Annotated in this window: 14 protein-coding genes and 1 other RNA gene; 4 read left to right on the top strand and 11 right to left on the bottom strand. The window is 68.3% G+C overall.

The window, feature by feature from the left end:
* Positions 1-18: 18 nt before the first annotated feature.
* A complete protein-coding gene (locus M3C25_RS03690; protein WP_259855100.1) occupies positions 19-1,533 on the bottom strand; it encodes a PucR family transcriptional regulator in 1,515 nt (504 codons plus the stop codon).
* A gap of 156 nt (positions 1,534-1,689) precedes the next feature.
* Between M3C25_RS03690 and speB the strand changes: the two genes are divergently transcribed.
* From speB to M3C25_RS03675, 3 genes are all read left to right on the top strand, one after another.
* Positions 1,690-2,721: an agmatinase gene (gene speB / locus M3C25_RS03685; protein ID WP_259855099.1), complete on the top strand. Its 1,032-nt coding sequence runs from the start codon at positions 1,690-1,692 to the stop codon at positions 2,719-2,721.
* Positions 2,718-4,418: a thiamine pyrophosphate-dependent enzyme gene (locus tag M3C25_RS03680; protein WP_259855098.1), complete on the top strand. Its 1,701-nt coding sequence runs from the start codon at positions 2,718-2,720 to the stop codon at positions 4,416-4,418. Before speB ends, M3C25_RS03680 begins: the two co-directional genes overlap by 4 nt.
* A gap of 187 nt (positions 4,419-4,605) precedes the next feature.
* Positions 4,606-6,069: a sodium:solute symporter family protein gene (locus M3C25_RS03675; RefSeq protein WP_170274564.1), complete on the top strand. Its 1,464-nt coding sequence runs from the start codon at positions 4,606-4,608 to the stop codon at positions 6,067-6,069.
* 78 nt (positions 6,070-6,147) lie between these two features.
* On the opposite strand, the gene M3C25_RS03670 is transcribed toward M3C25_RS03675, so the two are convergent.
* The 9 genes from M3C25_RS03670 to M3C25_RS03630 all read right to left on the bottom strand — a co-directional run bounded on the left by M3C25_RS03670 (position 6,148) and on the right by M3C25_RS03630 (position 15,612).
* Positions 6,148-6,873 (bottom strand): type 1 glutamine amidotransferase, encoded by a 726-nt coding sequence (locus tag M3C25_RS03670; protein ID WP_259855097.1) that lies wholly within the window; start codon positions 6,871-6,873, stop codon positions 6,148-6,150.
* Positions 6,870-7,919, bottom strand: coding sequence for a dipeptidase (locus M3C25_RS03665; RefSeq protein WP_259855096.1), 1,050 nt, complete (start codon positions 7,917-7,919; stop codon positions 6,870-6,872). Before M3C25_RS03665 ends, M3C25_RS03670 begins: the two co-directional genes overlap by 4 nt.
* A gap of 99 nt (positions 7,920-8,018) precedes the next feature.
* Positions 8,019-8,822, bottom strand: coding sequence for a serine hydrolase (locus M3C25_RS03660; protein ID WP_259855095.1), 804 nt, complete (start codon positions 8,820-8,822; stop codon positions 8,019-8,021).
* Positions 8,819-9,805, bottom strand: a complete 987-nt coding sequence (locus M3C25_RS03655) for a S66 peptidase family protein (protein ID WP_259855094.1) — start codon at positions 9,803-9,805, stop codon at positions 8,819-8,821. Before M3C25_RS03655 ends, M3C25_RS03660 begins: the two co-directional genes overlap by 4 nt.
* A complete protein-coding gene (locus M3C25_RS03650) occupies positions 9,802-11,577 on the bottom strand; it encodes an ABC transporter ATP-binding protein (RefSeq protein ID WP_259855093.1) in 1,776 nt (591 codons plus the stop codon). Before M3C25_RS03650 ends, M3C25_RS03655 begins: the two co-directional genes overlap by 4 nt.
* The gene (locus M3C25_RS03645; protein WP_239557071.1) at positions 11,577-12,587 is read right to left on the bottom strand and encodes an ABC transporter permease; all 1,011 of its coding nucleotides are present in this window, start codon (positions 12,585-12,587) and stop codon (positions 11,577-11,579) included. The genes M3C25_RS03650 and M3C25_RS03645 overlap by 1 nt, the downstream gene beginning before the upstream one ends.
* A 1-nt stretch (position 12,588) precedes the next feature.
* A complete protein-coding gene (locus tag M3C25_RS03640; RefSeq protein ID WP_259835349.1) occupies positions 12,589-13,641 on the bottom strand; it encodes an ABC transporter permease in 1,053 nt (350 codons plus the stop codon).
* Position 13,642: 1 nt separating this feature from the next.
* The gene (locus M3C25_RS03635) at positions 13,643-13,777 is read right to left on the bottom strand and encodes a hypothetical protein (protein ID WP_259835347.1); all 135 of its coding nucleotides are present in this window, start codon (positions 13,775-13,777) and stop codon (positions 13,643-13,645) included.
* A gap of 20 nt (positions 13,778-13,797) precedes the next feature.
* Positions 13,798-15,612, bottom strand: coding sequence for an ABC transporter substrate-binding protein (locus tag M3C25_RS03630; RefSeq protein ID WP_259855092.1), 1,815 nt, complete (start codon positions 15,610-15,612; stop codon positions 13,798-13,800).
* 690 nt (positions 15,613-16,302) lie between these two features.
* Between M3C25_RS03630 and M3C25_RS03625 the strand changes: the two genes are divergently transcribed.
* Positions 16,303-16,623 carry a hypothetical protein gene (locus M3C25_RS03625; protein WP_259855091.1) on the top strand — a complete coding sequence of 107 codons (321 nt, stop codon included), beginning with the start codon at positions 16,303-16,305 and terminating at the stop codon, positions 16,621-16,623.
* 96 nt (positions 16,624-16,719) lie between these two features.
* Here M3C25_RS03625 and ssrA read toward each other — a convergent pair.
* Positions 16,720-17,095, bottom strand: a transfer-messenger RNA (tmRNA) gene (gene ssrA / locus M3C25_RS03620).
* Between the last annotated feature and the right edge of the window lie 126 nt (positions 17,096-17,221).

Here is a 17,221-nt window from a genome sequence, read left to right as displayed (position 1 = left end):
TGCGGCCGGGGCCGGGTCTCAGCGGTGGGCTGTGGTGGTCTCGCGCAGCAGGAAGGCGATGCCGATCGCCTGCAGGTGGCCGGGTTCGCGCGGGTCGTAGCCGAGGATCTGGCGGATCCGCTCCAGCCGGGCGCGCACCGTGTGGCGGTGCACGCCGAGGGCCTGAGCGACCGCATCACGGCTGCCGCCAGCTGAGGCGAAGTGCTCTAAGGTGCGCATGAGGATCCCGTCGTCATCGGCTGCAGTGAGCGGGCCGAGGGTGCGCTGGACGAAATCGGCGGCGGCCTCGCGGCTGACAGAGGCGAGCAGCTGCCCCAGCTGTGAGCGGCGATCGCCAGCACCGTAGCGCCACTCATGCCACCGATCATGCACCTGGTCGGGGGTGCCGTCCGACCAATCGGTCACCGGGATGCCGAGCGCACGGCAGATGGCCTCGACCAGGCCGCGCAGCCCTGGCGGGCAGATGAGCGCCGTTCCCGAGGTGGTGGGATGGTGGAGCACGCCCGGGCTGAGATCGGTGAGAAGCGCGTCGAATCGGGAGTTCGCCCCGCTTTCCTCGCTGTGCTCTGCCGCCCGCTCGCCGCCGGCAATCGCGAAGCTCAGCGCGGCTGGCAGGCTGAAGCCGGTGGAATCTGCGAAGCGCTCAGGCAGCTCATCGGCCCCGATGAGCCCGGTGCACAGCTGTGCGGCCAGCTCCCGGCGATCGGCCAGCCGGGTGTCCTGCAGCGCCAGCAGCGCTGCCGCGGTCGCCAGCAGCAGGGTGCGAGAATTGTGCCGGTCCCCACCGGGCCGGGTGCCGGCGACCGGGGTGAGCAGCCAACCGGTCACCGTCTCCGAGCCGACCGGGATCGCCTCCAGATCCGAACCGGCCACCACCTCGGGCGCGGTGGCCCGCAGCAGCCGCGGCGCGGTCCCACCGGCGGCGGCAGCGGTGATGAGCTCCTCGCGCAACAGGCCCGGCAGCCCCTGGCGGGCGGCCACACGTTCGGTGGTGCCGAGCAGCCGGCCGGTCGGTGAGGCGAGCGCGACCGGGGCGCCAAGCGCCCGGGAGATCTCGGCCAGTAGGGCGTTCGTGCCGCGGGCGGCCAAGGCGGTGGCGAAGCGGCGCTGGGTGCGCACGAGCGCTGAGACCTCGTGGGCGGATTCGCTTTCGCGCAGACGGGTGAAAGCCTCGACAACAGCGACGAAGGGCACCGGTTCGGGCACCATGAACAGCGGCAGCCCGACCGCGCGGGCGTGGGTGATGAGCTGCTCGGGCGCGCGGGCGTTCGGCAGGTGCTCGCCGAGCCCGATGCCCAGTGCGACGGCTCCTGCGGCGTGGACGCGGCGGATGTAGTCGGCGGCGTCCGGGGAGTCGAGGTCCTGCAGCGCGCCGATGGTGAGCAGCACCTCGCCGCCGGCCAGCCACTGGTCGACCGAGGGCAGCTCGGACGAGTGCACGATCGTCACCGGTGCGCTGCGGCAGCCTGGCGGATCGGAGACGACCTGCAGGTGCAGTTCGGGCAGGGAGAGCAGCTGTCCAAGAGTGACCACAACGCTGATTCTATCCGTGGTGGACTGTGATTGCCCACACCCTGCCATGGTGGACATATCGGTGGTTGTGCACATACCCGTAGGGTGGGTCTGCCGTCAGCGGGCAGAGCTGCCTGCGCACGCGGCCGAGCATTCCGAGACGAGAGAGGATTCGCGATGACGAATGAGACCACCCCGCTGGGTCCAGCGGACTACAGCCTGACACCCCGGTTTGCCGGACCGCCGACCTTCGGGCTGCTGCCGCGCATCGACGAGGTCGAGGCCGCCCGACCCGGCGCGCCGATCGACGTCAAAGTCTTCGGCGTGCCCTTCGACGCCGGTGTCAGCTACCGGCCCGGCGCCCGTTTCGGCCCGGCCCACATCCGCCAGTCCTCGAAGCTGCTGCGGCCGTACAACCAGGCCACCGGCATGCACCCGTTCTCCGCTCAGCAGGTCGCCGACTGCGGCGACCTGGGCGTCAACCCCTTCAACATCGAAGAGGCCATCACCACCGTCGAGAACAACGTCGATGCGCTGCGCGCTGATGGCGCGAAGCTGCTGACGCTCGGCGGCGACCACACCCTGGCCCTGCCGAACATCCGCTCGGTGGCCAAGACCCACGGGAAGATCGCCGTGCTGCACTTCGACGCCCACCTCGACACCTGGGACACCTATATGGGTGCCCCGTACACGCACGGCACCCCGTTCCGCCGCGCCAGCGAAGAGGGTCTGCTCGATCTGGAGCGCTGCATGCACGTCGGCATCCGCGGCCCGCTCTACGGTGCCAAAGACCTCGAAGACGATGAGGTGCTAGGCTTCCAGATCATCCGTTCCGATGACTTCCAGTTCTCCCCGGTCTCCGACATCGTCGCCCGGATGCGCCGCCGCCTCGGCGATGCCCCGGTCTACATCTCCATCGACATCGACGTCCTCGACCCGGCCGCAGCACCTGGCACCGGCACCCCGGAAGCCGGCGGGCTGACGAGCCGTGAGCTCATGAACGCCGTGCGCGGACTGCAGGGCCTCAACGTCGTCGGCGCTGAGATCGTCGAAGTCGCCCCCGCCTACGACCACGCCGAGATCACCGGCCTGGCCGCAGCCCAGCTCGGCTACGAGCTGCTGAGCCTGTGGGCCGCCGATGCCGGCGGACACAGCGAACCCAGCGGCCCGGCCGCGACCGGCCTCGGCTTCGGGAAGGAGGACGCATGACCCAGGAGACCACACTGGCCGCGGCGACCACCGCCTCGGCGACGGAAAAGCGCTTCCATAACGGCGGCCTGGCCGTCGTCGCAGCGCTGGCCGCCCACGGCGTCGACATGATCTTCGGGATCCCCGGCACCCACAACCTGGAGTTCTACCGGCACCTGCCCGACTTCGGGATCCGGGCGATCACCCCGCGCCACGAACAGGGCGCCGGCTACGGGGCCGACGGGTACTTCCTCGTCTCCGGCAAGCCCGGGGTCGTCATCACCACCTCGGGGCCGGGGCTGACGAACGTCATCACCGCCGCGGCGACCGCCTACGCCGAATCGCGGCCGATGCTCATCCTCTCCCCCGGTGTGCCGATCGGCTTGGAACGCGCTGACATCGGCATGCTGCACGAGACGAAGGACTCCTCCGGGGCGCTGTCGCACCTGCTCGTGTCCTCGCGTCGCACCCGCACCGCCGAGGGCGCCGCGCAGGCGGTCGCCGATGCGTTCGCGCTCTTCGCCTCCGAACGGCCCGGACCGGTCCACATCGAGGTGCCCCTCGACGTGCTCGAAGGCCAGTGGTGGGGTGCCGTCCCGGCCCCGCAGGCCCCGCGCCGCCCGGTACTCGACATGGACATGGTCGCCACCGCCGCCGAGGCGCTGGCCGGTTCCCGGACGCCGCTCATCGTCGCAGGCGGCGGGGCACGCCGGGCTGCTGCCGAGGTCAGGGCGCTGGCCGAGGCGCTCGACGCGCCGGTCGTCACGACCGCCAACGGCAAGGGCGTGCTCGATGAGACCCACCCGCTCTCACTCGGCGCGAACGTCCGGTTCCCGGCCGTGCAGCGCGCCTCGGCGGAGGCCGATGTGCTGCTCGTGCTCGGCTCCGAGCTGGCAGATTCCGACCTGTGGGGCGGGCGCATCGGTACCGATGGCGACAGTGCGGCCGACGGCGCGGAGGCTGGGGCCGGTTCCACGGCCGCGCAGACGGTCATCCGCTGCGATATCGACCCCGATCAGCTGAACAAGAACCTGCGCGGCAACATCCACGCCTTCGCCGACTGCACCGACTTCCTCACCGCGCTGCTGGAGCATGAAGCGCTGCACGGTGCCGGCGAGCGCGACGGACAGAACCGGGTCACGGCGCTCACCGAGGCCTACCAGGCCGATTTCGACTTCGCGTCGACGAACGTGCACCTGCACGAGGTCATCACCGCAGCCGCCGGTGCCGATGTCATCATCGCCGGTGACTCCTCGCAGATCACCTACGACGGCACGGTGCACGCGCTGACTGCCCACACCCCGGACCAGCTGCTGTACATGCCAGGCTTCGCAACCCTGGGCTACGGCATCCCGGCAGCGATCGGAGCGAAGCTCGCCGCCCCGCCTCGGCCGGTCGTGTGCGTCGTCGGCGATGGTGCGGCGATGTTCTCCATCCAGGAGATCGTCACCGCCGTCGAACTCAGGCTGCCGATCCCCTTCGTCATCGTCGACAACGGCGGCTACGCGGAGATCGAACACCAGATGGAGGACCGGGACATGGACCCCTATGCCGTCAGGTTGCACCGGCCCGACTTCGCCGCCCTCGGCGAGTCGATGGGCGCCCGCGGTGTGACGATCAGCGCTGATGCCATCGACACTGAGCTCGCCGAGGCGATCCGCACCACCCTGGCCGGCGACCGTCCGGCCGTCATCCGGATCACCCTGCCCGGCGCCTAACCGCGGGGCCGGCAGTCCCCGGGCTGACAGCTTCAGGCTGACGAACCCGGGCCTGCGGTGCCCGCAGCTCACCCCTTGAGCACCGGCGCTTGCGTCGTTCACAGCTCCATCCCCCGGCGCGAACACCCGCCTGCGGGCACGCCACGCACCACCGACCCGCTGCCTGCGGGCACAGAAAGGACACACCATGGACATTGCAGTCGTCGTCCTCTACCTCATCGGCATGCTCGCCGTGGGCGTCTGGGGACGAATGCGGGCGAAGAACCAAGAGGAATACCTCGTCGCCGGCCGCCGCCTCGGTCCCCTGCTCTTCACCGGCACCATGGCCGCCGTTGTCCTCGGAGGGGCCTCGACCGTCGGCGGCATCGGGCTGGGCTATATGAACGGCATCTCCGGCATGTGGCTGGTCTTCTTCATCGGCTTCGGCATCATCGCCCTATCCCTGCTCTTCGCCCCGCGCATCCAGCGTCTGGAGATCTACACGGTCTCCCAGATGCTCGAACTGCGCTACGGGAAGGGTTCGCGCATGGTCTCGGGCATCATCATGACCGGCTACGGGCTCATGATCTCGACGACCTCAACGGTCGCCTACGGCACGATCTTCCACGCCCTGTTCGGCATCGACAAGGTCCCGGCGATCCTGCTCGGCGGCTCGATCGTCATCATCTACTCGATGCTCGGCGGCATGTGGTCGATCACCCTGACCGACTTCGTGCAGTTCATCATCCAGACCATCGGCATCTTCCTCATCCTGCTGCCGATCGTGCTGACGAAAGCCGGCGGCCTCGGCACGCTCAAAGCTGAGCTGCCCGACGAGATGTTCAACCCGCTGGCCACCGGCTGGGACACCATCCTCATGTACTTCCTCGTCTACGGCCTCGGCCTGCTCATCGGCCAGGACATCTGGCAGCGCGTCTTCACCGCCCGCACCCCCGGCGTGGCGCGCTGGGGCGGCGTCTCGGCCGGTGTCTACTGCCTGTTCTATGCGGTGGCCGGAGCGCTCGTCGGTGTGGCCACACAGAAGATCGTGCCCGGCATCGCCGAACGCGATGACGTCTTCCCCGCCGTCGTCGACGCCACGATGTCACCGCTCATCGCCGGCTTCGTCCTCGCCGCCGCACTCTCAGCTGTCATGTCGACGTCCTCAGGTGCGCTGCTGGCGGCCTCGACAGTGTTCCGCCAGGACGTCATCGAGCCCGTCTTCGAAAGCCGCCGGATCGCCAAGTCCGGTTCCGACGGCGGACTCGGCGGCCAGCTGGCCGGTGCACTCGTGCGCGAGACCGGCGACGAGGTCCGCGACTCCCGCGTCTACCTCGTCCTGCTGGGCATCGTCACCCTGCTGTTGGCGATCGCGATGCCCGATGTCGTCATGGCGCTCACGGTCGCCTACAACCTGCTCGTCGGCGGCCTGTTCGTCCCGATCGTCGGCGGGCTCATCTGGAAGCGCGGCACCATCGTCGGCGTGCTCGCGGCAATGGTCGCCGGTGCGGCCACCGCGATCGGCATCATGGCCTTCGTCGATGTGTTCGCCAACTCCGCGATCTACCTGGCGCTCACCGCCTCAGCTGTCGCCTACGTCATCGGCTCGCTTGCCTCCAAGCCCACCGATCCTGCGGTCATGACCGCGTGGCGGGAGCGCCTGGCACGCTGATACGGCGCTGCGCGCCGCTGCTGGCGTGAATGCAGGCGGGCCCGGTGACTCTCAGAAGTCACCGGGCCCGCTGTCGTCTCAGCTGCCGGTGCCGATGACCTCTTGCGCAAACGCGTCGAAGAGTGCCTGGGCGTCGCGGGCGCTGGTAGCTTCGACCGCGTCGGCTTCGGCGACGAGGGTGTCCTTGTCGAAGCCGAGGGCGGCGAGCTTGTCAGCCTCCCAGCCGCGCACGGACTCGGCCGAGGCTTCGGGGTGGAACTGCATGCCCCACGACCGGCCGACGCGGAACGCCTGGATCTCACACCGTTCGCTGCTGGCCAGCAGGGTCGCCTCCGGCGGTAGTGCGGTGATCCGGTCGACGTGGCTTTCGATGAAGTGCGTGTGCTGGTTGAGCTTGCCGAACACCGGATCCTCGGCTGCCGTCGGCAGCATCGTGATTGCTGTCGCGCCCTTCTCCGGGGCGCCGGTCTGGGCGCGGACCTCACCGCCGGTGATGTGGGCCAGCAGCTGCCCGCCGAGGCAGATGCCCAGCTGCGGCTTATCGGCCTCCAGCGCGGCCTGGGCGAGCGCTGCCTCGTTCTTAAGCCACGGCGCCCGGTCGGTCTCATCGGGCATGAGCCCACCGCCTAAGTAGACGAACCCGTCGTAGGCGTCCACCGCCTCGGGCCCGGGCACCGCATTCCACGTGCCGTCACGGCCGGGGCCGATGCGGATGTCGACGTCGATGTGGTGGGCGATGAGCCGGGTGAGCAGCCGGCGCGGCTGGGAGTCGATGTCGTTGACGATCATGAGGACCCGGGTCATGCGAACTCCTGACCTGCGGCGATGAAGCGGCGGTAGTTGTCGTCATTGGCCTCGAGTACCCGCAGCACATTGTCGTACCCGAGCTTTGTGAGGTCTGCCTCGGACCAGCGACGGTTGCGCAGCTCGTTGATGAGTGCTGGGTAGGTGCCGGCGTTGTCGAGGCCGGTGGGGAAGGCGTCGGTGCCGCAGAAGTCGGAACCGAGCCCGAGGTGGTCGACGCCGATGCGTTCGCGCACGTAGTCGATGTGGTCGGCGACATCGGCGATCGTCACCTCTGGGGCGGTGCCCTTCTCGCCGTCTTTGACCCATGCGTAGCGGGCTTCGGAGACGAAGGAGGGCACGAAGGTGAGCATGTGGACGCCACCGTTGGTCGGCAGCCGGTCGATGATCTCATCGGGGACGTTGCGCGGGTGCGAGCACAGCGCCTGGGCGTTCGAATGGGTGAACAGCACCGGCAGCTCGCTGATCTCCAAGGCCTGGTCCATGACGGTGGGGGCGACGTGCGAAAGGTCGAGGATCATGCCGATCCGGTTCATCTCGGCAACGACCTCGCGGCCGAAGTCGCTGAGACCGCCGTGGACGGGATCGTCGGTGGCCGAATCCGCCCAGCTGTGGGTCGTCGACCACGTCAGGGTCATGTAGCGGGCGCCGAGCCGGGCGAACATGCGCAGGGCGCCGAGGGATTCGTTGATCTGGTTGCCGCCTTCGATGCCGAGCAGCCCGCCGATCCTCCCGGAGGTGCGGGCGGCACGGATCGCCTCAGCGGTCGTCGCCCAGGCGAGGTCGTCGGGGTAGGCGGTGATGAGCCGGTCGACGAGGTCGATCTGCTCGAGTGTGACGCGCACGGCTTCATCCCCGGTGACATCGGAGTGGACGAACACTGACCAGAACTGGGCGGCGACACCGCCTGCGCGCAGCTGCGGAATGACCGTCTGCGGAGCGGTCGCAGGATCAGTGAGCCCGGCGACGGAGGAGTCGCGGGTCTCGCGCAGGTAGTAGGGCAGGTCGTTGTGGCCGTCGAAGATCGGGATGGGCTCTGCGGTCATCGGGGTCCTTTCGGTCGGTGGCGCAGGTGTGGGGATTGGAGCCGGCGCAGGTGTGGGGATTGGAGCCGGCGCAGGTCAGGTGTGCGAGTCAGGCGCGGTTCAGGCGTGGAGGTGGTCGCTGATGAGGCCGCCGGCTGCGCGCATGAGCGGCATGACCTCCAGCACCCGGTCGGTGCCGGCCTCCCAGTTGGCGAACACGGCGTAGGCCACGCGGCGCTCGCGGGTGAAGGCGATGCCGGTGTCGGCGCGGACGGTGTCGTCGGTGCCGGTCTTGTTCACAATCCACTCCCCGCGCGTGTAGTAGTAGTGCGCCAGCGGGTCGGGTTCGAAGTAGGAGGCGACCATCGAGGTGTCGGCACCGGCGCCGAGCCACCGGCGCATGATCTCCGAGGTCGAGGAGTCGAAGAGCTCATCGCGCGACAGCCGGGCCATATAGTCGCTCAGCTCACTGGCAGTCCCGGAGGACAGGCGGGCCGGGACGCCTGCCGGGCGCGGCCAGCGCAGGAAGTCGTGCAGGGCCGAGTCGGTGTAGCCGAGGGCTGTGATCTCGTCGGCGACCCGGTCGAGGCCGACGCGGGAGATGAGGACGTTGGTGGCGTAGTTGTCGCTGAAGGCGCCGATGAGCATGCCGATGTCGTGGATGGTGAGGTCGGGCTGGTCGAGCAGGTACCACAGCCCGGATTCGTGGACCCGCTCGGCAGCGGTGCGGGTGAGCCGCTCATCGAGGCGCAGCTCGCCGGACTCGCGCATCTGCAGGGCGGCATGCAGCAGGAAGATCTTGGCGATCGAGGCGGTGGAGAGCACCCGGTCGGGCTGGTGGCTGAAGATCTCGTCGCCGGTGTCGATGTCGATGGCGCGGGCGGAGAATTCGACCCCGTCGAGTTGGGTGAAGATGTCGGTCATGGGGTCCTTCCCGTCGGGGCGATCGTGAGGGTCACCGCGCCCGAGGCGGTGGCTGGGCTGGGTGCACTCAGCTGGGCGGGCACTCCCAACGGTATCGAACCGGCGTGCGGGTGATGGCCGAGCTCAGCTTCCCACACGACGGGGATGCCGGCGTCGGCGAAGTTTTCGCGCAGCAGTTCGCGCTGGGCTGGTTTCTCTCCGCAGTTCTCCCAGGAGCCGAGCACCACCGCGCCGGCGCGAGCGAGCCAGCCGGCGCGCTTCAATTGCAGGAGCAGGTTGTCGAGCCGGTAGACCTCTTCGTCGACGTCTTCGAGGATGAGGATGCCCGGTTCATCTGGGGTGCCGGGATCGAATTCCGGGGAGCCGAGGCCGGCAGCGAGCAGGCTGAGGTTGCCGCCGTAGGTGATGCCGGTGTGCTCGCCGGCCACGAGTGTCTCAGCATGTTCGCCGAGGCTGACCGGCTGGTCTGCCCATGGGGTGAAGAGCCAGCGGTGGACATCTGTGCGGATGCGCTCGCTTGAGCGGAATACGTCGTTGCCGACCATCGGGCTGAACAGGGTTGGGACCCTCAGGTGGTGTGCCCACGCTTGGTGCAGGGCGGTGATGTCGCTGGAGCCGGTCAGCAGCTTCGGCCGGCCGTCCGGGCGGCGTGCGGCGGCGGCGAGGGTGTCGAAGTCGAGGCTGTCGATCAGCCGCATCGCCCCGAATCCGCCGCGGAAGGCGATGACCGCTGCGGCCTCGGGATCCGTCCACGCTTCGACGAGGTCGGCGAGCCGCTCAGCGTCGCTGCCAGCTAGGTAGGAGGCCCGCTTGTCGACTGATCTGAGGTGGGTGCCGACCTTAACGTCGAGACCCCAGTCTTCGAGGTAGGCGATCGCCGGTTCGACGGTGCCCTCAGGTGCCGGGCCGGAGGGGGCGATGAGCCAGACCCGGTCGCCGGGGGCCAGGGGTGCCTGGCCGGTGTGCCAGGCGGGGTCCGTCACTGCCGATCCACCGCCTCGGGCCCGTTCGTCTGCTGGGAGGCGACCGTGTGCTCGGTGGTGCCGGCCGCCTCGGGCGCGGTCATCGAGGCGCGCTGGGAGCGGAAGCTCGGCACGGCGGCCAGCAGCTGGCGGGTGTAGTCGTGCTGAGGGTCGAGCAGCACCTGTTCGACGGGTCCGCGCTCGACGATCTCGCCGCGGTACATGACTGCGACCGTGTCGGCGATGTTCCAGGCCAGGCCGAGGTCGTGGGTGATGACGAGGGCGGTGAGGCCGAGGTTCTTCTTCAGCGCGAGGATGAGTGAGAGGATCTCCCCGCGAACGGAGGCGTCAAGGGAGGCGACCGGTTCGTCGGCGATGAGGATGTCGGGGTCGAGGGCGAGCGCGCTGGCGATGACGACGCGCTGGCGCTGCCCGCCGGAGAGCTCCTGCGGGATCGGTTCGAAGAAGTCCTCACCGGGGATGAGCTCGGTCGATTCGAGGCTCGTGCGCACGCGTTCGCGCTCATCGCCGGAGAACTTCTGCACGCGCAGGCCCTCGGCGACCGATTCGTAGGTTGACAGCGCCGGGTTGAGCGAGCCGGAGGGGTCCTGCAGGATCATCTGCACATCGCGGCGGAACTGGCGCAGCCCCTTGGCCGAGGTGGGCAGAGGCTTGCCGCGGAAGGTGAGCGTCGAGCCGCGGTCCGGTGGCTGCAGGCCGAGCAGCGCGCGGGCGAGCGTCGTCTTGCCGGAGCCGGACTGGCCGACAACGGCGAGGATCTCCGAGCGGTGCAGGGTGAGGTCGACGTTGCGTACGGCGCGCACGGTGCGCCCGCGTGCGGAGAAGGTGACGTTGAGGTTCTCGGCGGCCAGCACCACCTCGTCGGTCATCTCGTGCGGGGTGTCGGTGGTGATGCGGGCGGGGTTGCGGGTCATCGGGTTGAGCCGCGAGTCCGGGTCGCCGATGGTGGGGAAGGCGTCGGCCAGCTGCCGGGTGTACTCCTCCTTGGGGTCGTTGCACACCTGTTCGGCGGGCCCGAGTTCGACGATCTCGCCGTCTCGCATGATCGCCAGCCGGTCGCAGGCGGCCGCGAGGACGGAGAGGTCGTGGGAGATCATGAGCAGCGAGATACCGCGGGCTTCGACGAGTGCGCGCAGGCGGGTGAGGATCTGTTCCTGGACGATGACGTCGAGGGCGGTGGTCGGCTCGTCGGCGATGATGATGTCCGGGTCGCAGGCCAGCGCCATCGCGATCATGACGCGCTGCTTCTGCCCGCCGGAGAGCTCATGCGGATACGATTTCGCGATCTCGGGTCCGAGGTCGACGTGGCCGAGCAGCTCGTGCATGCGCGTGCTGCGGGCGGCATCGGTGCGCCAGTCGTCCTTGACGTGGAGTTCAAGGGCTTCGAGGATCTGCTTGCCGACCGGGCGGACCGGGTTGAGCGAGTGCAGGGCGCCCTGGAAGATGATCGCGGCCTGCGACCAGCGCACCGCGCGCATCTGCCCGAAGTTCAGCTCCGCGATGCCGGTGCCGCCTAAGCGCACCTGACCGGTCAGCGCCGCATTGTGCGGCAGCAGCCGCAGCGCCGAAAGGATGAGCGTCGATTTCCCGGAACCGGATTCGCCGGCGATGCCGAGGGTGCCACCGGCAGGCAGTTCGAGGGTGACGTTCTTGACCGCGGCGATGTCGCCGCGGGAGGTGCGCGAGGAGTACAGGATCGAGACGTCGTCGAAGACGAGGTCGCTGCCGGCCGGCTGGGCTCCCGAGGCGGTGGCTGGGTCGGTTCTGCTCATCAGCGGCTCCTCAGGGTCGGGTTGGCGATGGCTTCGATGGCCCGGCCCACCAGGGTGAAGGCCAGGACCACCGCGACGATGGCGAGCCCGGGGGTGAGGATGTACCACCAGTAGCCCGAGGTCGCGGCCGAGACGTCCATCGCGTTCTTCAGGATCGTGCCCCACGACTGCTGCGTGGTGTCGCCCAGGCCCAAGAAGGCCAGCGTCGATTCGGCGATGATCGCCGAGCCGACGGTCAGGGTGGTGTTGGCGAGCACGAGCGGCATAACGGCCGGCAGCAGGTGGGTGCGGATGATGTGCCAGTGCCCGGCGCCGAGCACTTTGGCCCGTTCGATGTAGAGCCGGGACTCAGCCGACAGCGTCTGGGCGCGCACGATGCGCGCGGTGCCGGCCCAGGAGGTGATGCCGATGGCGATGACAATCGTGAGGACGCCGCGTTCGAGCACTGAGGACAGCACGATCGCCAGCAGCAGGGAGGGCAGCACCAGGAAGAAGTCGATGATGCGCATGATGAGCCCGCCGAACAGCCCTGAGAAATGGCCGGCGGCCATGCCCATGATGGTGCCGATGACCATCGACATCGCAGTCGCAGCCAGGCCGACGATGAGGGAGACCCGGGCGCCCCACACGAGGCGGGCCCACAGCTCGCGGCCGTAGTTGTCGGTGCCCAGCGGGTGTTCGGCCGAGGGCGGTGCGTAGCGCGGCTGGTCGAGGTTCTGGGTGACGTCGAGCATGGACCGGTCGGCGATGAGCGGGGCGAATGCGGCGACGAGGACGACGAGGATGAGGACGATCCCGCCGGCGGCTCCAGCGCGGTCCTCCAAGAAGACCTTCCAGTTCTTCTGTGCGGCGGCCAGGCGGCGGTTCCAGGCCAGTGCCCGCGGGCTGGCCGGACCCGAGGCGGTGGCTGGGCCGGTCCTGCTGGTGCCTGGCTGGCTGGTCTTACTAGCGCCGGGCTGGCTGGTGCTGGGCTGGCTGGTGCTGGGCTGGCTGGTGCTGGAATGTGCCATCTCATGCCCTCCTGACACGCGGGTCGAGCTGCCGGTAGATGAGGTCGGCGAGCAGATTCATGATGATGATCGCCGAGGAGAACACGACGAAGGTGCCCTGCAGCAGCGGCAGGTCCGGACCCGAGATCGCCTCATAGGTCAGCTTCCCCAGCCCCGGCCACGAGAACACCGTCTCGACGGTGACCGCACCGGTGATGAGCCCGCCGATGTGCATGAACACGAGTGTGACCGTCGGCAGCAGCGCATTGGGCACCGCATGCTTGAGCCGCACATCATCCTCGCGCAGGCCCTTGGCGCGGGCGGTCGTGAGGTAGTCGGCGCTCATCTCGCCGAGCAGCGAGGCGCGCATGACCATGAGGTACTGGGCGTAGACGACAGCGGTCATCGTGATGACCGGCAGGATCAGATGCTTGGCGACGTCGACGACGTATTCGAGGCTGCCGGACTCGACACCAGGTGAGACCATTCCGCCGGTCGGCAGCCATTGCAGCCGGCCGGCGAAGATCATGAGCAGCAGCAGCGCCAGCCAGAAGGTCGGCACCGACCAGAACACGAGGCTGGTCGAGGTGGTGAGCTTGTCGAACAGCGAACCGCGCTTCCAGGCCGCCAGCTGTCCCATCCACAGCCCGAGGGCGATCGCGAGGATCGCCGCCGTGCCGGTGAGCAGCAGGGTCGGCCAGGCGTACTCGGCGATGAGCTGGCTGACCGGCTGCCGGTAGACGTAGCTGGTGCCCAGATTGCCGGTGAAGATGCCCACGAGGTAGTCCCAGAATTGGACGACCAGCGGCTTGTCGAGGCCGTACTCGGCGCGCAGCAACTCCATCTGCTCCGGGCTCATCTGGCGTTCGCGGGCGATCTTCTGCACCGGGTCGCCGGGCAGGATCCTGAAGGCGAAGAAGCCCAGCAGCACGACCATCAGCAGGCTGATGAGCGCCCCGCCGACCTTGCGCAGCAGGTATCCGCCGAACGACTGCCCCGGTGGGGGTGCGTCGATGTCCTCCCGCCCGTCGGCCGACTGCGGGTCGGCTGCCTCGGTCTCTGCGTTCACTGACACGTCAGTCTCCTGCCTTCCACACGCTGCCGCACACGTGCGCAGCGCAGTCATGGTGCTCATAGTGACCGGAGCCCGGTCCCGAGGCGGGGCGCACGCGGGTGCCGCCCACCGCCTCGGGCACGGGGTGTCCTGTCACCGGATCAGCCGGCCACCTGGTCAGGCGCGGTCCTCGGCCTTGCGGCGGCGCAGCGCCAGCGGGATGCCGATGGCGCCGGCGAGCACAGCGATGCCGATGCCCACCCAGGCGATCGCGGAGAGTCCTCCCCCGCTGTCACCGGCGTCGGCCTCAGCGGCCGGTTCGGCGGACAGGAAGCCCCAATAACCGGACTGGTTGCCGATGACGCCGCCGTCGGTGGGCTGGGTGGTGAAGCCAGTAAAGCGGTCCGAGCGGAAGGCCTCGAGCTGGCTGGGGTACCACAGGGTGATCTGCGCGACGTCGTCATAGTGCTGCTGCAGGGCCTGGTGGACGTACTCGATGCGCTTGGACTCGTCGAGCTCGGCGTGCTGCTTGGCGTACAGTTCGTCGAACTTCTCGCTGCAGTAGCCGTCCTGGGAGGTCGGGCCGTTGCCCTCCGCGTCCGGGCGGGAAGCGCAGGTGTTGATCGAGAGCTGGAACTCCGGGTCCGGGGTGACCGACCAGCCGGTGATGTACAAGTCGAAGTCACCGACGAGAGAGCGGTCGGCGATCGTGTCCGAGTCGCTCGATTCGACCTTGAGCTCGACGCCGATGTCCTGCATCCACGGGGTGAGGAACTCGCCGATTGTCTGCTCGGTCGGCGCTTGCGCATCGGTGAGCAGACGCAGCGACAGCTTCTCGCCGTCCTTCTCGCGGATGCCGTCGGAGCCTTCGGTCCAGCCGGCCTCGTCAAGCAGCTTCTTCGCCGCCTCCGGGTCCGAGGAGACGATCTTGTCCGACTTCGGCAGGTGCCATTTCTCAAACGATTCGGGCACGAAGCTCGTCGCCTCGGTCGCGTAGTCCTGCATCACCTGCTCGCGCAGCGTGTTCATGTCGATGCCCAGGCGCAGCGCCTGGCGGACCTTGACGTCCTGCAGCGCCTCTGCGCCGGTGCCGTAGGCCTCGCCTTCGGGGGTCTCGAAGCCGGAGTTGATGCCGAGGGCGGTGAAGCGACGGGATTTGCCGATGTTCGTCTCGACATTGTCAGCGCCCTCGAGCGCCTTGAGCTGCTCGGGGCTGAGGCCGGTGACGAAGTCGACGTCGCCGGCCCGCAGGGCCTGGACCTGGGCGTCGCTGTTGGTGTAGTAGACGTACTGGATCGTGTCGATCTTCGGTGCCCCGCGCCAGAAGTTCGGGTTGGCCTTGAGCGTGATCGACTGGTTGGCCTCGTAGCTCTCCAGCGTGAACGGGCCGGAGCCGACGACCTCGGTGTCATTGTCGTCGCCTGCCGGGTCGTCCTTTTCGGACCAGATGTGCTCGGGCACGATCGGGATTTCCCCACCCGGGTTCGGGGCCTGCGGCTCCTTGAGTGTGATCGTCACTGTGTGGTCGTCGGTGGCTTCGACGGAGTCGAAGTTCTGCACCAGCGAGCCGTTCGCCGCGCCCATCGCAGGGTCTTCCATCATCTGGGTGAAGGTGTAGATGACGTCGTCGGCGGTGATCGGCTCGTCGTCAGACCACTTCATGCCCTCGCGGATCTTGTACGTCCACTCCTTGCCGTCGTCGCTTGTGTCCCACGACTCGGCCATCCCCTCGGTGGGGCCGAAATCCGTGGAGTCGTACTGCACGAGGCTCTCGTAGACGTAGCGGTTGATCGCAGTGGGTGTGAGGTAGATCGAGGTGAAGGGATTGAAGCTGTCGACCTGGCCCGCGGTGGCGATGCGCATCGTCGACTCATCGGCTGGGGCCTGCTCGGTCGAGGCGCTCGCTGGCGCAATGAGAGAGGTGGCGGTCAGCCCTGTGAGTGCCAGCGCCATAGTGCCGGCGGCACAGCGCCGGAGAGTGTGTGAGAGCATGTCGTCCTTCCAGGTCGTTCACCCCGCCGGCAGCGCTCCTTCGCGACATACCCGCGCTGGATGGCCTGAGGCAGCCGGGGATTCACCGCCTCCTCAGTAAAGCCGTCACTGTAACGTATATCTCATTCATCATCCGATCAAGGGCATTCCACGGCGCGGGAAGATCTATATGTCGTCTGCTCCCCGCGCCCGAGCTGGTGGTTGCGTTCCATCATCAGCCCAGGTCACCGGTGGCGTTGGGCTGGCAGGTGCCATCCGCCTCAGGGGCGGTCACGAGCGCTGCGGAAACCGGTTGTTTTCGCCCCGGACGGGGTTACAGTGGAGATGTGGCTCGCTGCCGGCTGTTCGTCGTCGCGCGGCGGGAGCGCCCAGCCAGCCGATCTGCAAAGGAGCACGACGATGCCGGAACCGTACAGCGCACAGCCACCGAACCGACCCCCGGCTCCTCCGGTCACCGGGCCGATGCCGGCCGGTTCGGCACCGCGGCCGTTCCCGCCGCAGGGACACTCACCGCAGGGATTCCCGGAGGCTTCCCCGGCTTCGGGGCCGCCGCCGGGGCAGGCGCTGCAGCCCTACAGCGCCCCTCCAGCGATGCAGCCGTCCCACCCGTCGGCCCCGGCTGGCAACCCGTCGGCCCCGGCTGGCTATCCCTCAGCGCCGGTCGGTCACCCGCAGCCGATGCAGCCGGGGATGCATCCGCAGACCCACTATCCGGTCACCGGACCCCACACGGTCACCCATCACAGTCAGGTCATCGTGGTGGAGAAGAACGTCGCGGTGGCCGCGCTGCTCGGATTCTTCTTCGGGCCCATCGGCATGATCTATGCGACCGGGATCGGTGCGCTCGTGATGTTCGGGGTCAACATCGTCATCGGGATCCTGACGTTTGGGCTCGGGCTGTTCCTCACCTGGCCGGTGTGTGCGATCTGGGCTGGCGTCGCGGCTGGCAACCACAATGCGCGGGCGCGTCAGCAGGCGTACGCGGCGATGAACCGGCCGCCGGGATGGTGAGGCGACCACCGCCTCGGTCCGGGTGAGCATCGCGGCCCAGCGGACATGACAAAAGCCCTGTGGGCCGGTGATGCACCGGCCCACAGGGCTTTTCGAAAGTGGAGATGGCGGGAATCGAACCCGCGTCCGTCGGCAAGTTATCGGGACTTCTCCGGGCGCAGTTCGTGAAAACGTCTCTTAGGTCCTGGCCCTCGCACGAACACGGTGGCCAACGAACGGAGTTGAGTAAGTGTTCCACTGACATCCCCAACATATGCCAGCGGCAGTGGCTCCCTAGCTGATGCCAGGAACTAGAGCGGAAGCGACTCTAGGCTGACAGAATCGCAGCTCGCTGAAATCAGGCAGCGAGGGCGAATTCGGTGCGGTCGTTAGACTTAGCACTTATTTTTTGCAGAGAACGTTAACGAGATGACTCTACATTCTCGGCCCGCTTCTCCCGACGCATTGAACGACGTCGAAACCGATCATCCCCGTATTCACTTTCCAAACAACCCGCTGGCGGGGCCACCCTGGGGCGACTGTCCGTCAACGGCAGACCGTGAGTCTATCAGCACAACATGCGGCCGCCCAAGTCTATTCCTGGCGGTAGGGTTCCGGC

The organism is Brevibacterium luteolum (assembly GCF_025147615.1).
In the GTDB taxonomy this organism is placed as follows: Bacteria; Actinomycetota; Actinomycetes; order Actinomycetales; family Brevibacteriaceae; genus Brevibacterium; species Brevibacterium luteolum.
Note: the sequence above shows the minus strand (reverse complement) of the source record. Positions and strands in the feature narration are given on the sequence as shown.